The organism is Terrabacter sp. 01T434, assembly GCF_056398545.1.
Genome location: NZ_JBFTPP010000006.1, coordinates 236,047 through 259,388, shown reverse-complemented (window position 1 = coordinate 259,388; position 23,342 = coordinate 236,047). Strand labels below are relative to the sequence as shown.

At 71.0% G+C, this 23,342-nt stretch carries 21 protein-coding genes and 1 riboswitch; of the genes, 10 read left to right on the top strand and 11 right to left on the bottom strand.

Annotation, left to right across the window (positions count from 1 at the left end):
• Together AC1DIW_RS15040 and AC1DIW_RS15035 are read right to left on the bottom strand one after the other, a co-directional pair.
• Positions 1-1,041 carry a S66 family peptidase gene (locus tag AC1DIW_RS15040; RefSeq protein ID WP_478109136.1) on the bottom strand — a complete coding sequence of 347 codons (1,041 nt, stop codon included), beginning with the start codon at positions 1,039-1,041 and terminating at the stop codon, positions 1-3.
• Positions 1,042-1,092: 51 nt separating this feature from the next.
• Entirely contained in the window at positions 1,093-2,412 is a 1,320-nt protein-coding gene (locus tag AC1DIW_RS15035; RefSeq protein ID WP_478109135.1) for a bifunctional o-acetylhomoserine/o-acetylserine sulfhydrylase, read from the bottom strand.
• Positions 2,413-2,500: 88 nt separating this feature from the next.
• Positions 2,501-2,614: riboswitch (SAM riboswitch) on the bottom strand.
• A 140-nt stretch (positions 2,615-2,754) separates the two neighbouring features.
• Between AC1DIW_RS15035 and AC1DIW_RS15030 the strand changes: the two genes are divergently transcribed.
• The gene (locus AC1DIW_RS15030; protein WP_478109133.1) at positions 2,755-3,921 is read left to right on the top strand and encodes an acyl-CoA dehydrogenase family protein; all 1,167 of its coding nucleotides are present in this window, start codon (positions 2,755-2,757) and stop codon (positions 3,919-3,921) included.
• Between the two features lie 4 nt (positions 3,922-3,925).
• On the top strand, positions 3,926-4,738 hold the full coding sequence (locus tag AC1DIW_RS15025) for a WecB/TagA/CpsF family glycosyltransferase (protein ID WP_478109132.1): 813 nt from the start codon (positions 3,926-3,928) through the stop codon (positions 4,736-4,738).
• Here the strand turns inward: AC1DIW_RS15025 and glfT1 are convergent.
• Genes glfT1 through AC1DIW_RS15005 form a run of 4 tightly spaced genes read right to left on the bottom strand, consistent with a single transcriptional unit; the run spans position 4,717 to position 7,988 of the window.
• On the bottom strand, positions 4,717-5,661 hold the full coding sequence (gene glfT1, locus AC1DIW_RS15020) for a galactofuranosyltransferase GlfT1 (protein WP_478109131.1): 945 nt from the start codon (positions 5,659-5,661) through the stop codon (positions 4,717-4,719). The two genes, AC1DIW_RS15025 and glfT1, sit on opposite strands and share 22 nt — an antisense overlap.
• The gene (locus AC1DIW_RS15015) at positions 5,661-6,833 is read right to left on the bottom strand and encodes an LCP family protein (protein WP_442280604.1); all 1,173 of its coding nucleotides are present in this window, start codon (positions 6,831-6,833) and stop codon (positions 5,661-5,663) included. The genes glfT1 and AC1DIW_RS15015 overlap by 1 nt, the downstream gene beginning before the upstream one ends.
• Positions 6,820-7,308, bottom strand: a complete 489-nt coding sequence (locus AC1DIW_RS15010; protein ID WP_478109129.1) for a DUF2304 family protein — start codon at positions 7,306-7,308, stop codon at positions 6,820-6,822. The genes AC1DIW_RS15015 and AC1DIW_RS15010 overlap by 14 nt, the downstream gene beginning before the upstream one ends.
• Positions 7,305-7,988, bottom strand: a complete 684-nt coding sequence (locus tag AC1DIW_RS15005) for a glycosyltransferase family 2 protein (protein WP_478109127.1) — start codon at positions 7,986-7,988, stop codon at positions 7,305-7,307. The genes AC1DIW_RS15010 and AC1DIW_RS15005 overlap by 4 nt, the downstream gene beginning before the upstream one ends.
• Positions 7,989-8,098: 110 nt before the next feature.
• Here AC1DIW_RS15005 and AC1DIW_RS15000 point away from each other — a divergent pair, with 110 nt between their 5' ends.
• Positions 8,099-9,244, top strand: coding sequence for a glycosyltransferase family 4 protein (locus AC1DIW_RS15000; RefSeq protein ID WP_478109126.1), 1,146 nt, complete (start codon positions 8,099-8,101; stop codon positions 9,242-9,244).
• Between the two features lie 7 nt (positions 9,245-9,251).
• Positions 9,252-10,298, top strand: a complete 1,047-nt coding sequence (locus AC1DIW_RS14995) for a hypothetical protein (RefSeq protein ID WP_478109125.1) — start codon at positions 9,252-9,254, stop codon at positions 10,296-10,298.
• Between the two features lie 21 nt (positions 10,299-10,319).
• Here AC1DIW_RS14995 and AC1DIW_RS14990 read toward each other — a convergent pair whose 3' ends face one another.
• From AC1DIW_RS14990 to pseB, 4 genes are all read right to left on the bottom strand, one after another.
• Positions 10,320-10,964: a pseudaminic acid biosynthesis-associated methylase gene (locus AC1DIW_RS14990; RefSeq protein WP_442280609.1), complete on the bottom strand. Its 645-nt coding sequence runs from the start codon at positions 10,962-10,964 to the stop codon at positions 10,320-10,322.
• A gap of 87 nt (positions 10,965-11,051) precedes the next feature.
• The gene (locus AC1DIW_RS14985) at positions 11,052-12,530 is read right to left on the bottom strand and encodes a lipopolysaccharide biosynthesis protein (RefSeq protein WP_478109123.1); all 1,479 of its coding nucleotides are present in this window, start codon (positions 12,528-12,530) and stop codon (positions 11,052-11,054) included.
• A gap of 1 nt (position 12,531) precedes the next feature.
• Positions 12,532-13,662 (bottom strand): DegT/DnrJ/EryC1/StrS family aminotransferase, encoded by a 1,131-nt coding sequence (locus tag AC1DIW_RS14980; RefSeq protein ID WP_442280611.1) that lies wholly within the window; start codon positions 13,660-13,662, stop codon positions 12,532-12,534.
• A gap of 1 nt (position 13,663) precedes the next feature.
• Positions 13,664-14,647, bottom strand: a complete 984-nt coding sequence (gene pseB / locus AC1DIW_RS14975; protein ID WP_442280612.1) for a UDP-N-acetylglucosamine 4,6-dehydratase (inverting) — start codon at positions 14,645-14,647, stop codon at positions 13,664-13,666.
• Between the two features lie 112 nt (positions 14,648-14,759).
• On the opposite strand from pseB, the gene AC1DIW_RS14970 reads away from it, so the two are divergent.
• Both AC1DIW_RS14970 and AC1DIW_RS14965 read left to right on the top strand, forming a co-directional pair.
• Positions 14,760-15,488, top strand: a complete 729-nt coding sequence (locus tag AC1DIW_RS14970; RefSeq protein ID WP_478109121.1) for a cytidylyltransferase domain-containing protein — start codon at positions 14,760-14,762, stop codon at positions 15,486-15,488.
• Positions 15,489-15,541: 53 nt separating this feature from the next.
• A complete protein-coding gene (locus AC1DIW_RS14965; protein WP_478109120.1) occupies positions 15,542-17,044 on the top strand; it encodes a GNAT family N-acetyltransferase in 1,503 nt (500 codons plus the stop codon).
• On the opposite strand, the gene pseI is transcribed toward AC1DIW_RS14965, so the two are convergent.
• Positions 17,028-18,098, bottom strand: coding sequence for a pseudaminic acid synthase (gene pseI / locus AC1DIW_RS14960; RefSeq protein ID WP_478109118.1), 1,071 nt, complete (start codon positions 18,096-18,098; stop codon positions 17,028-17,030). The genes AC1DIW_RS14965 and pseI overlap by 17 nt on opposite strands.
• 110 nt (positions 18,099-18,208) lie before the next feature.
• On the opposite strand from pseI, the gene glf reads away from it, so the two are divergent.
• The 4 genes from glf to AC1DIW_RS14940 are packed head-to-tail and all read left to right on the top strand — an operon-like array spanning position 18,209 to position 23,269.
• Positions 18,209-19,396: a UDP-galactopyranose mutase gene (gene glf, locus AC1DIW_RS14955; protein WP_478109117.1), complete on the top strand. Its 1,188-nt coding sequence runs from the start codon at positions 18,209-18,211 to the stop codon at positions 19,394-19,396.
• Positions 19,393-21,315 (top strand): glycosyltransferase, encoded by a 1,923-nt coding sequence (locus AC1DIW_RS14950; RefSeq protein ID WP_442280616.1) that lies wholly within the window; start codon positions 19,393-19,395, stop codon positions 21,313-21,315. The genes glf and AC1DIW_RS14950 overlap by 4 nt, the downstream gene beginning before the upstream one ends.
• Positions 21,312-22,142 carry an ABC transporter permease gene (locus AC1DIW_RS14945; RefSeq protein WP_442280617.1) on the top strand — a complete coding sequence of 277 codons (831 nt, stop codon included), beginning with the start codon at positions 21,312-21,314 and terminating at the stop codon, positions 22,140-22,142. Before AC1DIW_RS14950 ends, AC1DIW_RS14945 begins: the two co-directional genes overlap by 4 nt.
• Positions 22,139-23,269: an ABC transporter ATP-binding protein gene (locus AC1DIW_RS14940; RefSeq protein WP_478109114.1), complete on the top strand. Its 1,131-nt coding sequence runs from the start codon at positions 22,139-22,141 to the stop codon at positions 23,267-23,269. The genes AC1DIW_RS14945 and AC1DIW_RS14940 overlap by 4 nt, the downstream gene beginning before the upstream one ends.
• Positions 23,270-23,342 lie beyond the last annotated feature (73 nt).

Below are 23,342 nucleotides of genomic sequence, written 5' to 3'. Positions count from 1 at the left end.
TCAGACGAGTCGCTGGCGGACCGAGCACTCCTCGGGACCCGCCGTGACCGTCGCGAGGGCGCCGTTGACGAGCGCGAGGTGGGGCGCGACGTGGCCGCACTCCACGTCGGCGATGATCGGCACGCCGAGCATCCCGAGGGCGTCCCGCACCGCGTCGTGCTGCGCGAAGCCGGGGCGGCCCGGGGCGTGGGTGCGGCTGACGAGGATGCCGTTCGCCTGGTCGAACCATCCGGCCAGCCGCATTGCGTGCAGGGCCCGGCAGATGTCGTAGGAGTTCCACTCGCAGATGTCGAGGTAGTGCAGCAGTCCCTCCGGCGCGTGGGCCTCGGCGAAGTCCGCCACCCCACCGAAACGGCTCCCGGCCGTGAACCCGATCGTCTCGACGCAGCCGCCGATGAGTCGCCCCGACACGGTCGCCGGCTCGCCCTCGTGCCCCGGGTCGATGCGGACCCACGTCCCCGGGCTGTCGAGGGTCATGGCCCTGACGGTGGGGTTTCCGGCGTAGTCGTCCCAGCCGCCGTCCGACCTGAAGCGGCCGGGGGAGCGCTGCTCGAGCTCGTCGCCCGGGCTCGCGCTCGCGACCTCGACCCAGTGGCGTATGCCGTCCGGCACGGCATACGGGGTGTCCATGAAGTTCTGCCCGTGGATCGTCGCGATGCCGGTGGCCAGCGTGAGCGGGGTGAGCCAGGTCGAGGTGTCGGAGAAGCCCACACACCACGTCGGCTCCGCGTCGGCCACGGCCTCGAGGTCGAGGAGGTCGAGCAGGTCGATCCCGGTCTCGCCGCCCCACGGCGGGACCACGGCCCGGATCGCCGGGTCGAGCAGCATCGCCATGAGCTCCGCCGCGCGGGCCTCGCGGGGACCGCTGACGTGCGAGGGGGCGTGGTTGAGCTCGCCCACCACGACGTCGAAGCCGCGGTCGCGGAGGCACTCGACGGCATACGTGAACCGGCCCCACAGCTCGTCGGAGACACCGGAGCTCGGCGACGTCACGCCGATCCGGTCACCGGGACGGAGCGGGGCGGGGTAGCGGATCGGCATGGCCGCCATCGTGCCAGCCCTGCCGACCCGCTTCACCCCGGTTTCGGGCGGTCAGGCCTTCGCGGCGGCGAAGCCCTGCTCGAGGTCGGCGATGATGTCGTCGATGTGCTCCAGCCCGACCGAGAGGCGCACCAGCCCGGGCGTGACCCCGGCGGCCAGGCGGGCGTCGTCACCACCTTGCGAGTGCGTCGTCGAGGCGGGGTGGATGACGAGCGAGCGCACGTCACCGATGTTGGCGACGTGGCTGTGCAGCGTCAGCGCCTCGACGAACTTCTTGCCCGCCTCGAGGCCGCCCTCGATCTCGAAGGAGAGCACCGCGCCGGCGCCACGCGGCGCGTACTTCTGCGCCAGCGCGTACGACGGGCTCTCGGGCAGGGACGCCCAGACCACCCGCTCGACCTGGTCGTGGCCCTGCAGGTGGGCCGCGACCTTCGCCGCGTTCTCGAGGTGCCGGTCGATGCGCAGCGAGAGGGTCTCGAGCCCCTGGGTGATGAGGAAGGCGTTGAAGGGGGCCGCCGCCGGGCCGAGGTCCCGGAGCAGCTGCACCCGCGCCTTGAGGATGTAGGCGAGATTGGCCCCGAGCGGGCTGCCGACGCCGAGGTCGCGGGCGTAGACGAGACCGTGGTAGCTCTCGTCCGGGGTGTTGTAGGCGGGGAACTTCTCGGGGTCGGCGGCGAAGTCGAAGCTGCCGGCGTCGACGATGATGCCGGCGATGGACGTGCCGTGGCCGCCGAGGTACTTCGTGGCCGAGTGCACGACGACGTCGGCGCCCCACTCGAACGGCCGGATGACGTAGGGCGTGGCGATGGTGTTGTCGACGACGAGCGGCACGCCGTGCTCGTGCGCGAGGGCGGCGACGCCCTCGATGTCGAGGACCTCGGCCTTGGGGTTGGCGATGGTCTCGCCGAAGAAGACCTTGGTGTTGGGGCGCACGGCCGCGCGCCACGAGTCGAGCGAGGTGGGGTCCTCGACGAAGGTCACCTCGACGCCGAGCCGGGGGAAGGTGAACTGCAGCAGGTTCGCGGTGCCGCCGTAGAGGCTGGGGGAGGCCACGATGTGGTCGCCGGCCTCGGCGATGTTGAGCAGGGCGAGCGTCGTCGCCGACTGCCCCGAGGCCACGAGCAGGGCGCCCACACCACCCTCGAGAGCGGCGACGCGCTGCTCGACCACGTCGGCGGTGGGGTTCATGATGCGCGTGTAGATGTTGCCGAACTCCTTGAGCCCGAACAGGTTTGCTGCGTGGTCGGTGTCGTTGAAGACGTAGCTCGTGGTCTGGTAGATCGGCACGGCGCGCGCTCCGGTGGCCGTGTCGGGGGTCTGTCCGGCATGGATCTGCTTGGTCTCGAAGGACCAGCTGGGGGTCTCGCTCATCGGTCGTTCTCCTCGTGCCATGTCGCTGGCCGGTCCACGACAACCGTCGTGTGCCCGGCGCACCGACGGATCGGTGCGGGAGAGAGGCTCTCCGCGCTTGCCGCGGACGAGTGTCCGTGGCCAGGTCCTCACCCGGGGCACCCCACCGCGGTTGGAGGGTTGCCGGCCAGCGAGCCGGGGCTTGTCGCTGACACTCATGACCTGCTGGGAGTCTACGTATGCGTCCGCCACCGAGAGGAGTCGCCGTCCTCATCGTGGACGCGCGCCAGGTCCGGCACCCGGTGGCCGTGGCGTCGATCACGAGGACGTCCTACTAATCGAACCCACGAGTAGGATCCCTGCGTGAGCACGAATGCCGACTTCGACCTGTTCCGGACCAGCGAGGACCACGAGGCCCTGAGGGAGGCCGTCCGCGCGGTCGCAGAGGACAAGATCGCCCCGTATGCCGCCGCCGTCGACGCGGACGCGCGCTACCCCCAGGAGGCCCACGACGCCCTCGTCGCCTCCGACTTCTTCGCACCCCACGTGCCCGAGGAGTACGACGGCGTCGGTGCCGACGCCCTCGCGACGTGCATCGTCATCGAGGAGGTGGCCCGGGTCGACGCGTCCGCCTCGCTCATCCCGGCCGTCAACAAGCTCGGCTCGCTCCCGCTCATCCTCGCCGCCAGCGACGACGTCAAGCGCCGCTACCTCCCGCCGCTCGCCCAGGGCCGCACGACGTTCTCCTACGGCCTGTCCGAGCGCGAGGCGGGCTCCGACACCGCGGCGATGAGGTGCCGGGCGCGTCAGGACGGCGACGGCTGGGTCGTCAACGGCCACAAGTCGTGGATCACGAACGCCGGTGTGTCCGAGTACTACACGGTCCTCGCGGTGACCGACCCCGACGGCCCCCGCGGCGGCAACGTCACGGCCTTCGTCCTCGAGAAGTCCGACGAGGGCTTCACCTTCGGGGAGAAGGAACGCAAGCTCGGCATCAAGGGCAGCCCGACGCGCGAGCTGCACTTCGACAACGTGCGCATCCCGGGGGACCGTGTCGTCGGGCCGGTGGGTGACGGGCTGAAGATCGCACTGCGCACGCTCGACCACACGCGGGTCACCATCGGCGCCCAGGCCGTCGGGATCGCGCAGGGCGCGCTCGACCAGGCCGTCGCCTACGTCAGGGAGCGCAAGCAGTTCGGCAAGCGCATCGCCGACTTCCAGGGCATCCAGTTTATGCTCGCCGACATGGCGATGGAGCTCGAGGCCGCGCGCCAGATGGTCTACGTCGCGGCCGCGAAGTCCGAGCGCGGCGACAAGGACCTCACCTTCTTCGGGGCGGCCGCCAAGTGCTACGCCTCGGACGTGGCGATGAAGATCACGACGGATGCCGTCCAGCTGCTCGGGGGAGCCGGCTACACGACGGACTTCCCGCTCGAGCGGATGATGCGCGACGCGAAGATCACCCAGATCTACGAGGGCACCAACCAGGTCCAGCGCATCGTCATGGCCCGCCAGCTGCTCAAGGGCTGACGCGGTGTCGTCCGGTCCCGATGATGCCGCGCGCGCTTCGCTCGGCATCCCGCCCCGGGTCGAGGTGCCCTACCTGTGCACCACGGCGACGCCGATGTCGGAGCAGGCGGTCGTCGACCTCGTCCTGTCCGGTCCGGTCCCGGCCGTACGCCTCGGCAACCTCAACCTCCACGGCGTGCACCTCTACCTCACCGACCCGGCGTTCCGTCGTTACACCGACGGCGCCGACGTCGTGCTGGCCGACGGCTGGCCGGTCTGGCGTGCACTGCGCACTGCCGACCCCACGCTCGACGCCTCCTACCGGGTGGGCAGCAGCGACTGGCTCTTCCGGGTCCTCGAGCGCAACCCGAGCCTCACGGTGCTCGCCGTGGGCGCCTCGCCGGAGTCGAGCGCCCGCGCCGCGTCGGTCGTGGCCGAGCGGGCGCCCGCCGTGCGCTGGATCGCCTTCGACGGCTACGACCGGGCACAGCACGACGCCGGCCCGGCCACGACGATCGAGGCGGCGCTGCCCCAGGCCGACCTCGTGCTCGTCGGCATGGGCATGGGGGCCCAGGAGCGGTGGATCGAGGAGCACCAGGGCCAGATGACCCACGGCGTCATCGCCAATGTCGGCGGCTGCATCGACTACGTGTCCGGCGAGCAGGTGCACACCCCTCGCTGGGTGGGGCGTGCCGGTCTGGAATGGCTCTACCGGCTCGCGGCGAACCCGAGCCGCAACGCCCGGCGCGTCTTCGTCGAGCCGGCGCAGCTGGGCGCGGTGCTCCTGCGCCGCCGCATCGCGTCACGACGCGGGGGTCACTCCGACCGGGCGTCGTAGCGCTCGAACCGCTCGAACCGTTCGTGGCGCCCGTCGCGCATGAGGTCGCGCCACTCACGCCACTCCTCGGGCGACCGCCGGACGCCGAGCAGGAAGGCCGAGTACACGGCATACTCCAGCGGGCGCTTGAGGCGCTTGCCCGGCTGGTTGGTCAGGTAGCCGCGGTTGCGGAAGGTGTAGAAGCGCTTCGCCCCGTCGGGCGGCAGCACGACACTGAGCGGGCCGTGGAACTCCGCTGCGCCGCTGGGGTGGATGTAGGTCGCGGCGGTCACGGTGCCGTACCGCTGGCCGGAGCGCTGGAGCCGGCGGATCATCTCGATCTCGTCGCCGCGCAGGAACAGCCGCAGGTCGGGCACACCGACCGCCTCGATGCACTCGGCGGTGAAGAGAGCCCCGTTGAAGAGCGCCGCAAAGCCCTCCAGGACGCCGTCTTGGCCCTCGGCGGCGAGGCCGCCGACGGTGGTGACCGGCTTGAGCGCGCGACGCGTCGGGAAGGCAAGTCGCTGCGGGTCGTCGTCGTTGACGACGGCGGGGGAGGCCATCGCGAGGCGCCCGTCGCCGACGTGCTCGAGCAGGGCGGCGAGGGTCGAGTCGGATCCCGGGCGGCCGTCGTCGTCGGCGAGCCAGACGTAGTCGGCCCCCTGGGCGAGCGCGTGCAGCATCCCGTACGCGAAGCCGCCGGCGCCCCCGAGGTTGCGTCGCGAGGGCAGCCACGTGGCAGGCACGGGAAGCGCCTCGACGAGGGCGCGCACCCGGTCGTCGGCGCCGTTGTCGACGACGACGACGTGCCCGGGCGGCGGCTGCTGGCCCGCGAGGGCGGCGAGCGAGCGCTCGAGCAGCTCGACCCGGTCGCAGGTCACGACGACGGCCACCGTCGAGGCGGCCCGTGCGGCGAGGTCGTCTCCGGGATGCTCGGCCGTCATCAGTTCCCGGCGCCCTTGGGGACCGCCGTGAGCGACTCGTCGTCCTTGATCATGCGGAACAGCTCGGTCGCCTTGGCCGAGTCCCACTTGACCGACGAGCCGGCATACGTCGTGTAGTTCGGGTCGGAGATCGGGACCGTGGCCGAGAGCCCGTCGCCGTTGGAGACCGACCGCATGGCCTGGAAGATCGCGATGGCCTCACCCATAGTCGTGTCCTGGCCGAGGGTGAGCCCGTGGCTCATCGAGTCGGCGAAGGAGCGGTACTTCCACGGCACGAGGACGGTGCTGGGCGACATGGCCTTCTTCATGACCGCCGAGAGGAACTGGCGCTGCCGGTCGGCGCGCCCGAGGTCCCCGCGCGGGTCGGTGTGGCGGGTGCGGACGAAGCCGAGGGCGTTGGGGCCGTTCAGGGTCTGGCAGCCCTTCTTGAGGTCGATGCCGGCCTCGGGGTCCTTCATGTTGAAGGGCACGCAGATGTCGACACCGCCGAGGGAGTCCACCACGGAGGCGAACCCGCCGAAGCCGATCTCGAGGTAGCCCTTGATGGGCAGGCCGGTCGCGTTCTCGACCGTCGCCACGAGCAGCTTGGGGCCACCGAAGGTGTAGGCGGCGTTGATCTTGTTCTTCTTGTAGCCCGGGATGGGCACGTAGGAGTCACGCGGCAGCGAGATGATGAGCGGCTTGTTCCCGCTGTCCGAGACGTGCACCAGGATGATCGAGTCGGTGCGCGCGCCCTCGGCGTTCGTCGCGCCGTAGAGCTTCTTCTGCTCCTCGGTGAGGCCCTGCCGCGAGTCCGACCCGATGAGCAGGAAGTTCGTGCCCTTGCCGTCGGTCGGACGGTCCCCGCTCGGTGCTGAGTCGACCCGGGTGATGTTGGTCCACGCGTTGTAGGGCACCCACACCATGAAGGCGAGCCACGCGAGGACGAGCACGCCGATGAGCAGGGCGATGAGGCGGCCCTTGCGACGGCGGGGTCGTCGCGCCGGGTCGGTCGGTCCCGCACCGGAGCCGTCGCCGCGAGAGCCCGCCGGACGGTTCCGCGTGTCGACGACGTAGGCGTCGTCGTGGCTCGTCGCCGTGGCGGAGGAGCTGCGGCCGCGGCCGGACGGTTGGCGCCGGGTGTCGACGACGTACGCGTCGTCGTCGCCGGTGCGGGACTCAGGCGGCGTCATGGGGCGCTCCGCTCTCGGGTGCCGGCGCGTTGCCGGGGGTGTTGCCGTCGTCGCTCGAGGGGGTGGCCGCGGGGGTGGGCGCGGGGGTGGCCGCTGGGGTGGCCGCTGGGGTGGCGGCAGCCGTCACGGCGGGACGTCTCGTCGGAGGCGCGGCCTCGTCGATGGCGATCCGCCGGGCGAGCCGCGTGTAGCGGATCTCCATCTCGCGGAACCGCTTGAACGTGGTGACGACGAAGCTGAAGAAGGCGACGACGAGGCCGTAGAGGATGAGGTCGGCGCCACGGCCGATCCCGACCATCGAGGCCAGGCGGGTCCACACGCCGGGGTCGAGGATCGACCACACGGCGAAGGCGGCGAAGAGGAGCAGGCCGAGCCGGCGCAGCGCCTGCGCGCGTTGCCCGTAGCCGAGCAGGAGCCGCCAGGAGACCGCGAGGGTGCCGACGATGAGGAGGACCTGGACCGCGAGCTGCTTCATCGCCAGATCAGCTCCGCGAGGATGTTGACCGAGTTCCAGAGGGACTGGCCCTTGGACATGGAGTAGTCGGTGTAGAGGATGTGGACCGGCTCCTCGGTGTAGGCGACCTGCCGGCCGTCGAACTGCATCCGGCCGATCTGGGCCACGATCTCGGAGGCGTGCGCCATCCGGTTCTGGGTGATGTCGAGCCGCTCGACGACGGACCGCTCGAGGACACGGAGCCCGTTGTGGGCGTCGGTGAGCTTCGTGTGCGTCGTCAGGTTGGTGTAGCCGACGGCCATCCGCAGCACGAGCTTCTTCAGGGCCGTGGCGCTGGTGCGGTCGTCGAGGAAGCGCGAGCCGAAGACGACCCTGACGTCACCACGGCGGATGCGTTCGAGCATGACGAGCACGTCCGGGACCTGGTGCTGGCCGTCCGCGTCGAAGGTGACGACGTAGCGCATCTCGGGGTCGCCGAGGCAGTAGGTGAAGCCGGTCTGCAGCGCCGCGCCCTGGCCGAGGTTGACGGGGTGGCGGACGACCGCGGCCCCTGCTGCCTCCGCCTCACGCGCCGAGTCGTCGCTGGAACCGTCGTCGACGCACACGATCTTCGGGAAGGTCTCGCGCGTCCTGCGCACGACCTCCCCGATCACCGCTGCCTCGTTGTAGAGCGGTACGACCAGCCACGTGTCCTCGTTCATCGGGACACCACAATAGGCGAGGAGTGCGGGCATCGCGTTCGCCGTCGCGGGCGCGTCCCCTCCCACCCCGGCGCCGACGGGCGGAGCCAGCGCGCGGATAGGGTCCTCCCATGTCAGCTCCGCAGCACCTCCTCGTCGTGACGACGAACTTCGCAGAGACGCACGGAGGGGTGCAGGCGCACCTGGCGGAGCTGTTGCCGCGGCTGGTCGAGCGGGGCGTCGCCACGACGGTCGTGTACCTCGGCGAGCGCACGGAGCCGTATGCCGTCGACGGCGTGTCGGTGGTGCCGCTGCGTCGTCGCGTCGACCTCAAGGACGTCATCGGCCTGCCGGGTCCACGCGAGTGGGCGGCGTTCGTGGGGCGGGTGCGGCGGGGCGGGTTGCCGGCGGGACCCGTGTCGGTGGTGGCGACGCACACGCGTTTCTTCCCGATGAGTGCCCTGGGGCTGCGGCTCGGGCACCGGCTCGGTGTGCCGGTCGTGCACACCGAGCACGGGGCCGGCTCGGTCGTCACCGGCTCGGCGCTGGTCGAGGCCGGGAGCCGGGGCGTCGACGCGACCATGGGCAGGTGGGTGCTGCGTCACGCCGACCGCGTCGTGGGTGTCTCCGCGGAGGTCGTCGGTTTCGTGCGGCAGCTCGCCGGCGTCGACGCGGTCATGATCCCCAACGGGATCGACGTCGACCGCTGGCTCGGCGGGGTGGAGCCGGCGGACGCCGGGGGCGGCGACGCGAGGCCGCTCGTCTTCGTGGGGCGCGTCGTCGCCGAGAAGGGGTGGGAGGACTTCCTCTCGGTGGCCCGGACCGTGGGGGAGCGCACCGGGGTGTCGCGGCCGGTCCACGTCGTCGGCGACGGCCCGGACCTGGCCAGGGCGCAGGACACGGCGCGGGCGTGGGGCCTCGACGTGCAGTGGCACGGGCGGCTCGAGCCCGACGGGATCCGGGCGGCGCTCCGCGGCGCGGTCTACGTCAACCCGTCGGTCGCCGCCGAGGGCTTCCAGCTCACCCAGCTCGAGGCGCTCCTGTCGGGAGCCGCCGTCGTCTCCTATGACGTGGGAGTGGCCCGGGAGCTCGAGACCTCGGGAGTGGGCGATGTCCACGTCGTGCCCCGCGGGGACCTGGTGCGCCTGGCCGAGGCGGCGGTCGCTGCCTCTGGTCGGGCCCCCTCTCATCCCACCCGCGCGGAGGTCCTGCGCTGGGACTGGGAGACCGTGGCCGATGACTATGCTGCGTTGCTGTCGTCAGCCGGACCCCGCTAGGAGCACGATGGACATCCAGAACCACTTCTACGGACACTCCGCTGCGCTGGCCAGGTATGCCGGTCAGCACCGGGCCCGGCACATCGACGGGCTGCTGCAGCACGGCTGGGTCGCCAGCTCCCCCCTGGCGGTCAACTTCGGGGACTTCCCGGAGGTCGGCCGTGGGGCGGACCAGCGCCGCCTCCTCGTGTGGACCCACACCTCCCGCGCGTGGTCGCCCGACGACGAGGATCGCGTGACGACGCCGGTGGGTGCGCCGTTCCTCTACCTGCTGCGCCTGCTCGCGGACCAGCAGCAGCTCGAGCAGGTCCCCGGCGACGGCCGCCCGCTGGTCGTCCCGCTCCACCGCACCCACGTGCGTGCGACCGACAGCGACCCCGAGGGCCTATCGCGCTTCTACCGCGAGCTGCTCGGTCCCTCCACGGTGTGCCTGCACTCGGAGGACCTCAAGCAGGCGGGGACGGTGCAGGCGTGGCGGCGTGGCGGACACGAGGTCGTGAGCGCCGGCGACCGGTTCGACCCGCTCTTCCTGCCCCGACTGGCCCGCGGGGTGCTGGCCTCGCCGCGCGTCGTGAGCAACCGCCTGTCGACGATCGTCTGGTATGCCGCGGCCGCCGGGGTGAGCGCCACGGTGTTCGGTCCGGCGCCGCTCATCGAGGGGGAGAGCCGCGACGCGCTCGACCGTCTGACCCACCTCTGGCCGGAGCTGCACGCCGAGGACGCCCCGCTGGCGGCGACCAAGCCCCTGGCCGACGCCGAGCTCGGCGCCTCCCACCTGCTCAGTCCCGCCGAGCTGGCGCGGGTGCTCGGCTGGTCGCGTCCGCTGTCGGGTCGAGCCTTCGGCAGCTACTGGATGGGGGGCCCGGTCGCCAAGGCCCTGACCGTGGTGGGGCTGCGTGACCGCGAGGCGTCGGGCACGGCCGTCGCGGCGACGACCGTGCAGGGAGGCCCCCGGCCCGTGGACTTCCTCAGGCATCCCCTGTCCCACCTGCCGCGTCGCCTGCCGCGACTCGTCGACCCGCGGGCGTCCCTCGACTGGTGCCGGCCGTCCTGACCCGCGACCGGGCGGGCCCGGTCAGCTCGTCTTCTCGAGGAGGAACCACGTCGAGTCGTCGAGCGGGTGCTCCGGGTCGCGGTGGTAGGTGAACCCGTAGTCGACGAGCCGCAGCTCGGGGTGCCGGTCGAGGATCTCCCCGGCGAAGTCGCGCTTGAAGAGGACCCCGCTCTGTCCGCGGTAGGTGATCTCCACCGGAGTGGGGTTGTAGTACTCGCACACCATGACCCAGCGGCGCGATGCCTTCACCAGCTTGTCGTAGACCGACGGCAGCGACTCGGGGTCGAGGTGGATGAGCACACCCTTGGTGAAAGCGAGGTCGTGGCTGCCCTCGACCGGGTCGTGGTCGAGGATCGAGGCGACCGTCACCTCGGCGCCGCCCCACGCGGAGAGGTGGGCAGCCGCCTCCGGGTTGATCTCGATGGCGGCCAGCTCGGCGTCGGGGAGCAGGTCGCGCAGGGCCTTGAGGTTGTTGCCGATGTTGGCACCGAACTCGATGGCCGACCCGATGGTGCCTCCGCTGGCGGCGACCACCTTCGCGAAGAGCGCCTTGTTGTTCTCGACCAGACGCTCGTCCCGGTTGCGTTCGATGTACTGCTTGCCGAAGTCGCCGGTCCAGAAGACCTCTTGCTGGGTGACCGTCCGGGGCTGTGTGGAGTCGCTCATGCGGGACATCATCACACCACCTCGACCGTGCCGGTCGGAGCGGCCCCCGCGTGTCCGGTATGTCGGTCGCGGCGGGTCAGGTGCGGGTCAGACGGCGGGGGTGGCAGGACGCAGGACCTGGCGTCCGTGCTGCAGGACGAGGACGCCGGCCACGGCGGCCACCAGCCAACGGCTCGCCGACCAGGGGCCGGTCACCGGGAGCAGGAAGCCGCAGACGATGAAGAGCGACCCGATGAGGAAGGGCCGCGCCAGGCGGCGCTCCCTCCACGCGGGGCCACCGACCCTGCGACGGAGCCCGGCCGCTCCCACGGCGAGGGCGGCATACGTCACCGGGAAGCCGATCGCGACCCAGACGACATCGAGGTGGCCCAGGGCCCACGCCGTCGCCACCCCGAGCGCGAGGCACAGCGGGGTGACGAGGGACAGGCCGGCGGGTCGACCCTGGGCGAAGACGAGATGGACGTTGGCGAGATAGGCGACCGAGACCATGGCGCCGATGCAGGCGAGGCAGACGGCGGGGACGAGCAGGTCGGGAGTGAAGCGGGCGTCCGCGGTCAGCCGGAGGAGCCACGGGCTGAGCAGTGCCACGCCACCCGCGACGAGCGCGGCGACGGTGGCGACGTCGGTGGCCGTGCGCTCGAGCACGGCGGCCCGGCGCTCGGGCGGAGCGGCGAAGACGACCGGAGCCCACGAGTTGTTGAGGGAGGAGGTGATGACGTTCGGCGCCGTCCCGATGAGCAGGGCGAGCTGCAGACGTCCGCTGTCCGCTCGGCCGTAGAGGGCCCCGGCGACGAAGACGAGGGCCATGCTCGCGAGGTAGAGCGCGACCATGTGGGGCAGCATCGGAAGCCCCAGGCGGTAGGCCTCGCGCATGTCGCCCGGGGTGTGCTCGCGCTTGTGGGAGAGCCGGACCCCCAGTGAGAGCACGGCGCCCGTGAGCGCCGCGAGCGCATAGCCGACGAGGAGGCCGAGCAGGTAGTTCTGGGCGGAACGGCCGAGCAGCAGGATGGCGGCGAGGCCGGCCAGGGGTCCTCCCAGGGTCGCCACCGAGGAGATCGAGATGAAGGCGAGGGGACGGTCGAGCGAGCGCATCAGGGCCTGGGCGTTCTCGACGACCACGAAGCACGCGCCGGAGGCGACGGCCAGCAGCATGGTCTGCCGCGTGACGGGGGCGGCGCCACCGAGGACGACTCCGGTCACGGCCACCGCCACGGCCGCGAACCCGAGGGTCGTCAGGGAGCCCCGCAGCAGGATCGAGCGGGCCCGCGCCATCCCGTTCGTCGTCATGAGCGCCTGCCGCGTGATGACGGACGGCAGGCCCAGGCTCGCGAGCATCATGGTCACCTGGATGACGACGACGCCCTGCGCGACGAGACCGTAGGCGTCGCGGCCGAGCAGCCGGGTCACGACCGGCGTGACGGCCGCCTGCGCGAGGATGGGCGCCGCAGTGCCGAGCGTGTAGAGCGACCCGCGACCGAGCACGGCCCGGCTGGCCTGCCTGCCGTGCTCGCCTGCCTGCGAACCGTCGTGTGGCTCCTCGCTGTGCCGGTCGACCGGTTCGTCCACGTCAGGCGCCGACGAATCCACGGACGAGGTCGCTGACGCGGTCGACGTCGCTGTCGGTGAGGTCCGGGAAGAGGGGGAGCGAGATCTCCTGGGAGTAGTACTCCTCGGCGACGGGGCACATGCCGCGCTGGTAGCCCAGGTCCTCGAAGTAGGGCTGCCAGTAGACCGGGATGTAGTTGACCTGCACCCCGATCCCGTGGCCGCGCAGGTGGTCGAAGAGCTCACGCCGGCGACCGTCGAGGATGCGCAGGGGGTAGAGGTGCCAGGCCGGGACCGCACCGCTGCGGTGCGCCGGACGCCGGAGCACGTCGATGCCCTCGAAGGCCGCGTTGTAGCGGTCGGTGATCTCCTGGCGGCGGGCCACGAACTCGCCGAGCCTCGTCAGCTGGCTCGAACCGAGGGCAGCGAGCACGTCGGGAAGGCGGTAGTTCAGCCCGAGCTCGGGCATCTCGTACCACCAGGCGCCTTCGTCTGGGTGCCGCAGGCGCTCCTGCTCGCGCACCATCCCGATGCCCTTGAACGTGCGGGCGCGCTCGAGCAGTGCCGGGTCGCGGCTGACGACGGCGCCGCCTTCGGCCGTCGTCAGGTTCTTCGTCGGGAAGAAGGAGAACGTCGTGACGTCGGCGAGCGAGCCCACCGGGGTGCCGTCGAGCGAGCCGCCGACGGAGTGGGCGGCGTCCTCGAGCACGATGGCGCCCACATCGTGGGCGGCGCGGGTGAGGCCGGCGGCGTCGATCGGGTGACCGGCGTAGTCGACCCCGGTGACGACCTTGGTGCGCTCGGTGACCGCCGCGGCCGCGGCCTCGGGGTCGAGGTTGCCGGTGTCCGCCGAGACGTCGGCGAAGCGGACCTTCGCACCGAGCACCGAGGCGCAGGTCGCGGTCGCGAGGAAGGTCAGCGGCGTCGTGACCACCTCGTCGCCAGGACCGACGCCCGCAGCGGCATACGCGACGTGCAGGGCCGCGGTCCCGGAGGTCACCGAGACGGCGCGACCCGACAGGCCCGCGACCGCCGCGATGTCGGTCTCGAAGCGCTCGACCGACGGACCCGTGGTCAGCCAGTCGCCGCGGAGCACCTCCGTCACCGCAGCGACGTCGGCCTCGGTGATGGACTGTCGGCCGTACGGGAGCACCTCAGACCTCCGTCTCGAGGATGCTCACCATCTCCTCGCCGCTGAACCACTGGTCGTTGGTGTCGGACGTGTAGTGGAAGCCGGCGGGCACCGGGGTGCCGTCGGCGGGCGCGGTGTAGCCCCAGGAGGCGATGTCGGGCTGGAGCACGAAGCGGTCACCGATGCGCAGCGCACGGCGGCCCTCCTCGGCCGAGATCATCTCCTCGTGCAGCTTCTCGCCGGGGCGCAGGCCGATCTCGTGCATCGCAGCGCCGGGGGCGACCGCCTGCGCCAGGTCGGTGATCTTCATCGACGGGATGCGGGGCACGTACAGCTCGCCGCCCTGCATCATCTCGAAGGAGTCGGTGACGAACTTGACGGCCTGGGGGAGCGTGATGAAGAAGCGCGTCATCCGGAGGTCGGTGATGGGCAGGGACTCGCCGGCCTCGGCCAGACGGCGGAAGAACGGGATGACCGACCCGCGGCTGCCCATGACGTTGCCGTAGCGCACGACGCAGAAGCGCGTGGGGTAGGCGGCCGCGTAGTGGTTGCCCGTGATGAAGAGCTTGTCGGCCGTGAGCTTGGTGGCCCCGTAGAGGTTGATCGGGGAGGAGGCCTTGTCGGTCGAGAGGGCCACGACCTTCTTGACGCCCGTGTCGATGCACGCCTCGATGACGTTCTGCGAGCCCACGACGTTGGTCTTGACGAACTCCCACGGGTTGTACTCCGCGGTGTCGACCTGCTTGAGCGCGGCAGCGTGCACGACGTAGTCGACGCCGTGCATGGCCCGACGCAGGCGGTGCTCGTCGCGGATGTCGCCGATGAACCAGCGCAGCCGCGGGTCGTTGTCGAACATCTGCCGGGCTTCGTACTGCTTGAGCTCGTCGCGGCTGAAGATCACGACGCGCTTCGGGTCGTGGTTGGCCAGAAGCTCGGTGATGAAGGCCTTGCCGAACGAACCGGTCCCCCCGGTCACGAGGATTGACGAACCGGTGAGCAGCGACATGTGGCCTCCTTGGGCAGCACGGACGAAAGGCGCACTGATGCGCGCGCCAGCAGTCAGGCTACCGTCTGCGGGGCGGGACAATCGCACCGCTGAAACGCCGTCGAGGAGGACCATGCGCGTCAATGCCGTCATCCAGGCCCGGGCCGGGTCGACCCGGCTGCCCGGCAAGGTGCTCGAGCCGCTGGGCTCCCTGACCGTGCTGGAGTGGGTGATCCGTGCGGCACGCGCGGCGCGTCTGGTGGACACCGTCGTCGTCGCCACGACGGTCGAGACGGTCGATGACTCCGTCGCCCGGGCCGCCGAGGCAGCCGGTGCACTCGTGGTCCGTGGCAGCGAGGACGACGTCCTGTCGCGCTACCTGCTCGCCGCCGAGGAGCACCCCTGCGACGCGGTCGTGCGGCTGACGTCCGACTGCCCCATGCTCGACCCCGAGGTGATCGACCTCGTCGTGTCGACGTGGCTCGGCGCCCCGCACCTCGACTACGTGTCGTCGGTGCTCGTGCGGACCCTCCCGCACGGCATGGACGTCGAGCTCGCGACGACGGACGCGCTGCACCGGGCCGACGCCGTCGCGAAGGCCCACCACCGCACCCACGTCACCTCGGCGATCTACACCGACCCCGAGGCCTTCGACGTCGTCGGCCTCGTCTTCGCCCCGTCGGCGGCGGAGCTGCGCATCACGCTCGACACGCCCGAGGACCTCGAGGCGCTACGGGCCCTCGTGGCGGTGCGCGGGGACGGCATCGCCCACCGCACCGAGATCCTCCGCGTCATGCGCGCCCATCCCCACATCGCGCAGCTCAACGCCGAGGTCGTGCAGAAGCCGCTCGAGGCCGGCTGATGCGGGTGCTGCTCCGCTGCGACGGGGGCCCCGGCGTCGGCGTAGGGCACGTGATGCGCAGCCTCGCCCTGGCCGAGGAGGCCACGTCGCGCGGCCACGAGGTGTCGCTCGCCGGCATCGTCGAGGGTGACCTGCTCACCCGTGCCGTGGCCGGCTCCGGCCTGCTCGTCCACCCGGTCGTCGGGCGGCTGGGCGACTCGGGCGACCTGCCGGACCGGGCCGTGTGGAACACGCACGACGTCGTCCACGTCGACAGCTACACCGTGTCGAGCGCCGTCCGCGAAAGCCTCGGAACCGGTCCCGTCCTCAGCGTCATGCACGACGGTCACGACGGCCGGCGACCCGCGGACCTCGCCATCGACCCCACCCTCGGCGCCGAGGCCACCCCGGCTCCGGAGGACGCAGCCTGGTCGGTGCGGGGCGGGCGGTGGGTGCCGCTGCGTCCCGCGATCCGCCGCCTGAGCGGGAGACACCCGGACCGCTCGACGGGCGATCGCCTGGACGTGGTCGTCGTCATGGGCGGCGCCGACCCGGCCCGGTGCGCCCCTGACGCCGTCGCCGCGGTGCAGGCGGCCGCGACGCGTGCCGGCGTCGCGGTCGACGTGCTCGTCGTGGCGAGCCCGGAGACGCGCGACCGGCTCACCGCGATGACGGAGCGGCCCGGCGACACCGTGACGGTCATCGACCCGACACCCGACCTCGCCTCCCGTCTCGCCGTGGCCGACCTCGTCGTGAGCGCGGCGGGCACGACGGTGTGGGAGCTGTGCGCGCTGCGCACGCCCATGGCGCTCGTCTGCGTGGTCGACAACCAGCAGACCGGCTACGACGAGGTGATCAGGCGGGGGATGGCCGCCGGCCTCGGCACGCCGGCCGACCTGTCCGCGGAGGAGACGACGACGACCCTCGCCGACCTCCTCGGGGACCCGGCGGCGCGGGCGGAGCTCGCCGAGACGGCCGACCGGGTCGTCGACGGTCTCGGTGCATGGCGCATCGTGTCGGCGTGGGAGGCCCTCGTGACCGGGGCGCGGCCGGCAGCGCAAGGAGGGACCCCACGGCATACGGCCCCCCGGAATGCCTCCGGCATGTCGGTGCGGCCGGCGACGGTCGACGACGCCGACCTGCTCCTCGAGTGGCGCAACGACCCCACGACCCGGGCCGCCTCACGCACCAACGAACCGATCGCACGCGCGGACCACGTGCGGTGGCTGGAGGCGACCCTGGCGCGTGACGACCGCCGCCTGCTCGTCGCCGCCGACCACGCCGGCCCGGTCGGCACGGTGCGCTGGGACCGGGAGGCCCCGGGGGAGTGGGAGGTCTCGATCACCGTCGCCACCACCCGCCGGGGCGCCGGCCTCGCCCGTCCGCTCCTGCAGGCCGGGGAGCGGTGGCTCCTCGAGGCCGCCGACCGGGCGGAGGTCGACGGCCTCTCTACTTATCTGGCGGTCGTCCACGACGACAACGTCTCGTCGAGGCGCCTCTTCACAGGGGCGGGCTACCTGCCCGACACACCCGCGACGTCGGAGGGTTTCGCGCGCTACCTCAGGCTCGCGCGCTGAGGTGGTCCCAGCTCAGGGCCGTCCCGCGACGGACGTCGCGGACGAACCTCAGGCCGGAGACCGTCGCCATCATGTCCGGCGCGAGCCCGCCCGACGGGCGGATCGAGCGGACGTTCGTGCTCGTGACGGGGTCGCCCTCGGCGACGTCCTCGACGACGTAGAGGGAGCGGCGCAGGGCCAGCACTGCCTTCTCGGCGTCCGTGGGTCCGAACCGCGCGGGCGACACGGCGCGCTGGGCCGCATCGGTCTCCGTGACGAGGGCGGCGAGCTCCTCCGGCTCCAGCGAGAAGTCGGAGTCGACCCCGCCGTCGGCGCGGCGCAGGGTCACGTGCTTCTCGAGGACGCACGCACCGAGGGCGACGGCCGCCACCGAGACCCCGATGCCGGGGGTGTGGTCGGACAGGCCGATCGGAATGCCGAAGGCCTGCTCGAGCGTCGGCACCGAGAGCAGGCGCGCGTCGTCTGGTGAGGCGGGGTAGGCGGCCGTGCACGCGAGCAGCACGATCTCCTGGCAGCCGCCCTGGCGGGCTGCGGTGATCGCCGCGTCGATCTCGCCGAGCGTGGCCATGCCGCTCGAGATGATCATCGGCTTGCCCGTCGCCGCCACGTTGCGGATGAGCGGGAGGTCGACGAGCTCGGCAGAGGCGATCTTGTAGCAGGGCGCGTCGAGCGACTCGAGCAGCTCGATGGCCGTCACGTCGAAGGGGCTGGAGAAGGGGATGAGGCCCCGCTCGCGGGCCCGGGCGAACATCGGCTCGTGCCACTCCCAGGGGGTGTGCGCCTCCTCGTAGAGGTCGTAGAGCTGGCGACCGCCCCAGAGCCCGTGCCCCGCATCGACCCGGAAGGGCGGCTCGTCGGACCGGATCGTCAGGGTGTCGGCCGTGTACGTCTGGAACTTGACGGCCTGGGCGCCCGACTCGGCGATCGCGTCGATGAGGTCGAGCGCGCGCTCGAGGGAGCCGTTGTGGTTGCCGGAGACCTCCCCGATGACGAAGGGCCGCTGGCCGGGACCGACCTGCTGACCGGCGATGGTGATGGGGCGGGGTCGTTGCATGGGCCCCAGCCTAAACCGCCGAAGGGGAGCCTCCGCGTGGTCCTTCGGGCGTCGGGAGGGTCCGGAACGATCGGATAGCCTGTCCCGGACCTCAATCAGAAGGAGCATGTGTGGACGCGGACCTCGTCATCGTCGGATCCGGACTTTTCGGCCTCACGGTCGCCCAGCAGTGTGCAGAGCGCCTCGGACGCAAAGTCGTCATCATCGACCGGCGCTCACACATCGGCGGCAACGCCTACAGCGAGAACGAGCCGGAGACCGGGATCGAGGTGCACCGCTACGGCGCCCACCTCTTCCACACCTCCAACCAGAGGGTCTGGGACTACGTCAACGAGTTCACGAAGTTCACGAGCTACGTGCACCGTGTCTACACCTCCCACCAGGGCGAGGTGTACCCCATGCCGATCAACCTCGGCACGATCAACCAGTTCTTCCGGGCCGCCTACACCCCGGACGAGGCCCGGGCCCTGATCCGCGAGCAGGCCGCCGAGCTCGGTGACAAGGTGCCCGACAACTTCGTCGAGAAGGGCGTCTCGCTCATCGGGCGCCCGCTCTACGAGGCCTTCATCGCCCACTACACCGCCAAGCAGTGGCAGACCGACCCGGAGAAGCTGTCGGCCGACATCATCAGCCGCCTTCCCGTGCGCTACACCTACGACAACCGCTACTTCAACGACACGTACGAGGGCCTGCCGGTCGACGGCTACACCGCGTGGCTCGAGCGGATGGCCGACCACGACCGGATCGAGGTCAAGCTCGAGACCGACTTCTTCGACGCGAGCCAGCCGCTCAACAAGGACAACGTCATCGGCAACGTCCCCGTGGTCTTCACCGGGCCGGTCGACCGTTACTTCGACTACGCCGAGGGCCGCCTCGGCTGGCGCACCCTCGACTTCGAGGAGGAGGTGCTCCAGGTCGGTGACTTCCAGGGCACCCCCGTCATGAACTACCCGGACGCCGACGTGCCGTACACGCGCATCCACGAGTTCCGGCACTTCCACCCGGAGCGGGCGTACCCCACGGACAAGACGGTCATCATGCGCGAGTTCTCGCGCTTCGCCGAGGGCGACGACGAGCCGTACTACCCGGTCAACACCCCTGCCGACCGCGACGGGCTGCTGAAGTACCGCGACCGGGCGAAGGGGGAGCGGGGCGTCCTCTTCGGCGGCCGCCTCGGCACGTACAAGTACCTCGACATGCACATGGCCATCGGGGCCGCCCTGAGCATGGTCGACAACAAGCTCGAGCAGCACTTCACGACGGGTGCAGCCATCGAAAGCGGAGGAGTCGACGAATGACGGACACCGACACCATGGCCCACACCGACTCTGACGACGGGCAGCACGCCGCGACGGACACGCTGCTCGCGAGGGTGGTCCTTCCGGAGAGTGACGTCTCACCCGACCTCGTGCCCGTCTACGCCCGCTCCGGCACCGGCATGGACAAGACGTCGGTCGAGGGTTTCGAGATCACCGGTCGCAGGTCACTGACCATCGACAAGGGCACGGTCGTCACGTTCGACAGCTTCTTCAACGCCTTCCCAGCCGCCTACTGGCGCCGCTGGACCTCACTGTCCGACGTCATCCTCGAGGTGACGGTGGAGGGCGACTGCCGCATCGACGTCTACCGCTCCAGCGGGGCCGGCCGAGTGACCCACGACACCGCCCGCGTCGTCCGTGGCAAGGAGACGGTCCGCCTCACCCTGCCCATCGAGAAGCGCTTCGCCGACGGCGGCTCCTACTGGTTCGGCATCCGCGCCCTGACCGACACGACCCTGGTCAGCGCCTCGTGGCACGCGCCCGAGCCGATCGAGGTCCGGGGCGCCACCATCGGCATCTGCACCTTCAACCGCACCGACGACTGCGTCGCGACCATGGCGCGGCTGATCAGCGACCCCGAGAGCGTGCGCCACGTCCGCGAGGTCGTCGTCGTGGACCAGGGGACCCAGCTCGTCTCCGACCACCCGGACTTCGAGGACGTGTCCAAGGCCTGGGAGGGTCGGGTTCGCGTGGTCCGTCAGCCCAACCTCGGCGGCAGCGGCGGCTTCAGCCGGGCCATGTTCGAGGTGCTGCAGAACGAGTCCGCGGGCGACGTCATCCTCACCGACGACGACATCAGCCCGGAGCCGGAGAGCTTCCACCGGGCGATCCTCTTCGCCGGCGCCTCCGGTGGCCGGGTGCTCGTCCACGGGCACATGCTCGACCTCTGGGCGCAGTCGAAGCTGCACAACACCGGCGACCTCGTCGACCGCTCGACCTTCCGCACCAAGGCCGTCGCAGACGACCTGCAGGACATCGAGCTGAGCGAGGTCACGCTGTGGAAGGAGCCGGGGCTCAGCAACCGCTTCGAAGCCGACTTCGGCGGCTGGTGGATGTGCCTCATCCCCCGTGAGGTCATGGCCGAGATCGGTCTGGCGATGCCCGTCTTCATCAAGTGGGACGACGTCGAGTACGGCCTCCGGGCGCGCGCGGCCGGTCACCCGACGATCACCCTCCCGGGCGTCGCCGTGTGGCACCAGCCGTTCTACCTCAAGGACGTCCAGACCGACTGGACGGCCTACTTCGAGTGCCGCAACCGGATGCTCACGGCCATCGTGCACGGACAGCCGGACGAGGTGCGCTCCACGATCCGCGACAACCTCCGCATCGTCACGAAGAACCTCCTGACGATGAACTACTCCGCGATCGAGCTGGGCGCGCTCGCGCTGAGCGACCTGCTCCGCGGCCCTGAGTACATCGCCGACGACCTGCCCACCGTCATGCAGCGGATCCGTGAGACCCGTTCGCTGTTCCCGGACGCGCGGGTCCTCGACTCCGTGCCCGAGGACTTCAGCTCCACGCTCAGCCCGGTCGACGTCGACCGGTTCACCCGCAGGCCTCGAGGCAAGGTCGACGGAGCCGGAAAGATCCTCGGCGCCCTCGTCGCGACGGCGAAGCGCGGCGTGGTCCGCAACCGCACCAAGCAGGACGCAGACCTCTCCGGCCTCGTCGCCCACTGGGCCGTGCTCGCCAGGTTGGACCGCGCCATCGTCTCCACCGCGGACGGCGCAGGGGTCTCGATGCGCGTGCGTGACACCGAGACGATGCGCCACCAGCTCCGCCGGGTGGCCCAGCTGCACGTCGAGATGCTGCGCCGCGTCGACGAGCTCCAGAAGACCTACCAGACAGGGTTCGCGGGCTGGGTGTCCGCGGACGCCTGGCGCAGGTACTTCGAGTGACGGTGCAGTCCCGGCCGCTGACGACCCTGCGGGACCTCGTCCCGGCCAGGGAGCTCTTCACCAACCTCGTCCAGCGGGAGCTGCGGGGCAAGTTCAAGACCACGGCGCTGGGTTGGCTCTGGTCGCTGGCCAACCCGGTCGCCCAGGTCATCATCTTCACGATCGTCGTCAAGTTCATCTTCCGGGTCGAGCCCGAGACCGGCGTCAACGGTCTCAACTCGTTCCCGGTCTGGGTGCTCTGCGGGATCATCACGTGGAACTTCTTCACGACCGGCGCGACCATGAGCATGCTGTCGCTGACGGGCAACGCCAACCTCGTGCAGAAGGCGGCGTTCCCGCGGGCGCTCCTCGTCGGGTCCGCGACGGCGGCTCAGGGCGTCACCTCGCTCATCGAGTTCGCCGTCCTGCTGGTCCTGCTCGTCGTCCTCGGCGCCATGCCCTTCCTGTGGCTGCCCCTCGCGCTCCTGGCGCTGCTGGCCGTCCTCGCGTTCACCACCGGGATCGGTCTGCTCCTCTCGATCGCCAACGTCTACTTCCGCGACACGTCGCACCTGATGGTGATCGTCTTCCAGCTGTGGTTCTATGCGACGCCGGTGATCTACCCCTACGAACACCTGACCAAGGTCGTGACCAACGAGTGGGTGTTGCTCCTCTACAAGGCCAACCCGATGGTCTCTGCGGTGAACATCGTGCGTGACGCGCTCTACTACCACCGTTGGCCCGGTGTGGCCTCGGTGGGCTACCTCGTGGTCGCCTCCGTCGCCGTGCTCGTCATCGGCTGGGCCGTGTTCCGCCGCTTCGAACCGCGTCTGGCGGAGGAGATATGAGACAACCGGCTGTCTCCGTCCACGACGTCCACAAGGGCTTTCGGCTCTACCACGAGCGCAACGCCTCCCTCAAGAGCGTCCTCCTGCGCGGGAGCCGGTCCAACTTCGAGGTCTACGAGGCCCTGAAGGGAGTGACCTTCGAGGTCGAGGCCGGGCACACCTTCGGCCTGCTCGGAGGCAACGGGTCAGGCAAGTCGACGATGCTCAAGTGCATCGCCGGCATCCTCGTCCCCGACTCCGGCACGATCCAGACGCGCGGACGCGTCGCCTCCCTGCTCGAGCTCGGCTCCGGCTTCCACCCGGAGCTATCCGGGCGCGACAACGTCTTCCTCAACGCCTCGATCCTCGGGCTGTCCCGCAAGGAGACCGCTGCACGTTTCGACGACATCGTCGACTTCTCCGGCATCCGGGAGTTCATCGACTCTCCGGTGAAGAACTACTCGTCGGGCATGTACGTCCGACTGGGATTCTCGGTGGCGATCCACATCCAGCCCGACCTCTTCCTCGTCGACGAGGTGCTGGCGGTCGGCGACGAGCAGTTCCAGCGCCAGTGCGCCGCGAAGTTCGGCGAGCTCCAGACCCAGGGCACGACGATCGTGCTCGTCACCCACTCGATGGGGCAGGTGCGCGACCTGTGCGACTCCGCCCTGTGGCTGGACCGGGGCACGCAACGGGCGCTCGGCGACGCGGGCACGGTGGTGTCCGCCTACCTCGACGAGCAGGACCGGCTCGGCTCGTCGCACGAGGTCATCGGGGCCATCGCCATGGACCTTCGCGACGACACCGACCGAGAGGTGACCGACGTCGCCTCCGGCACCCCGCTGACTCTTCGCGTCGAGGCACAGATGAACCAACCCGTGGCGACGGTGAACCTCCGGGTCGAGCTCCTCGACGACCGGGGGCTGCCCCTCGTCGACGGCTCGCAGGACGTTCCCGTCGTCGGCGGGTCCGCCCGCGCCTCGGTCGACCTGCCGGGCCTGCCTCTCCAGGCCGGCGAGTACGTCGTCCGCGCGTGGTTCGATGCCGAGGGCCAGGAGCACGCCTCGTGTGCGTCCTACCACTTCCTCGTCGAGGGGGGCGGCAAGCACTTCGCCCTGCTGTCCACCCCGCTCCGGTTTGAGTCCTGAGGGCTGCCCGACGGCGGTCGGGCAGCGTTCGGCCGCCGTCGGGCAACGCTCCGGGCAGCGTTCGGCCGGCGCA

Coding starts and splice junctions, on each gene's coding strand:
- AC1DIW_RS15040 (WP_478109136.1), bottom strand. CDS start 1,041: ATGCCGATCCGCTACCCCGCCCCGCTCCGTCCCGGTGACCGGATCGGC.
- AC1DIW_RS15035 (WP_478109135.1), bottom strand. CDS start 2,412: ATGAGCGAGACCCCCAGCTGGTCCTTCGAGACCAAGCAGATCCATGCC.
- glfT1 (WP_478109131.1), bottom strand. CDS start 5,661: ATGACGGCCGAGCATCCCGGAGACGACCTCGCCGCACGGGCCGCCTCG.
- AC1DIW_RS15015 (WP_442280604.1), bottom strand. CDS start 6,833: ATGACGCCGCCTGAGTCCCGCACCGGCGACGACGACGCGTACGTCGTC.
- AC1DIW_RS15010 (WP_478109129.1), bottom strand. CDS start 7,308: ATGAAGCAGCTCGCGGTCCAGGTCCTCCTCATCGTCGGCACCCTCGCG.
- AC1DIW_RS15005 (WP_478109127.1), bottom strand. CDS start 7,988: ATGAACGAGGACACGTGGCTGGTCGTACCGCTCTACAACGAGGCAGCG.
- AC1DIW_RS15000 (WP_478109126.1), top strand. CDS start 8,099: ATGTCAGCTCCGCAGCACCTCCTCGTCGTGACGACGAACTTCGCAGAG.
- AC1DIW_RS14995 (WP_478109125.1), top strand. CDS start 9,252: ATGGACATCCAGAACCACTTCTACGGACACTCCGCTGCGCTGGCCAGG.
- AC1DIW_RS14990 (WP_442280609.1), bottom strand. CDS start 10,964: ATGAGCGACTCCACACAGCCCCGGACGGTCACCCAGCAAGAGGTCTTC.
- pseB (WP_442280612.1), bottom strand. CDS start 14,647: ATGTCGCTGCTCACCGGTTCGTCAATCCTCGTGACCGGGGGGACCGGT.
- AC1DIW_RS14970 (WP_478109121.1), top strand. CDS start 14,760: ATGCGCGTCAATGCCGTCATCCAGGCCCGGGCCGGGTCGACCCGGCTG.
- AC1DIW_RS14965 (WP_478109120.1), top strand. CDS start 15,542: ATGCGCAGCCTCGCCCTGGCCGAGGAGGCCACGTCGCGCGGCCACGAG.
- pseI (WP_478109118.1), bottom strand. CDS start 18,098: ATGCAACGACCCCGCCCCATCACCATCGCCGGTCAGCAGGTCGGTCCC.
- AC1DIW_RS14950 (WP_442280616.1), top strand. CDS start 19,393: ATGACGGACACCGACACCATGGCCCACACCGACTCTGACGACGGGCAG.
- AC1DIW_RS14940 (WP_478109114.1), top strand. CDS start 22,139: ATGAGACAACCGGCTGTCTCCGTCCACGACGTCCACAAGGGCTTTCGG.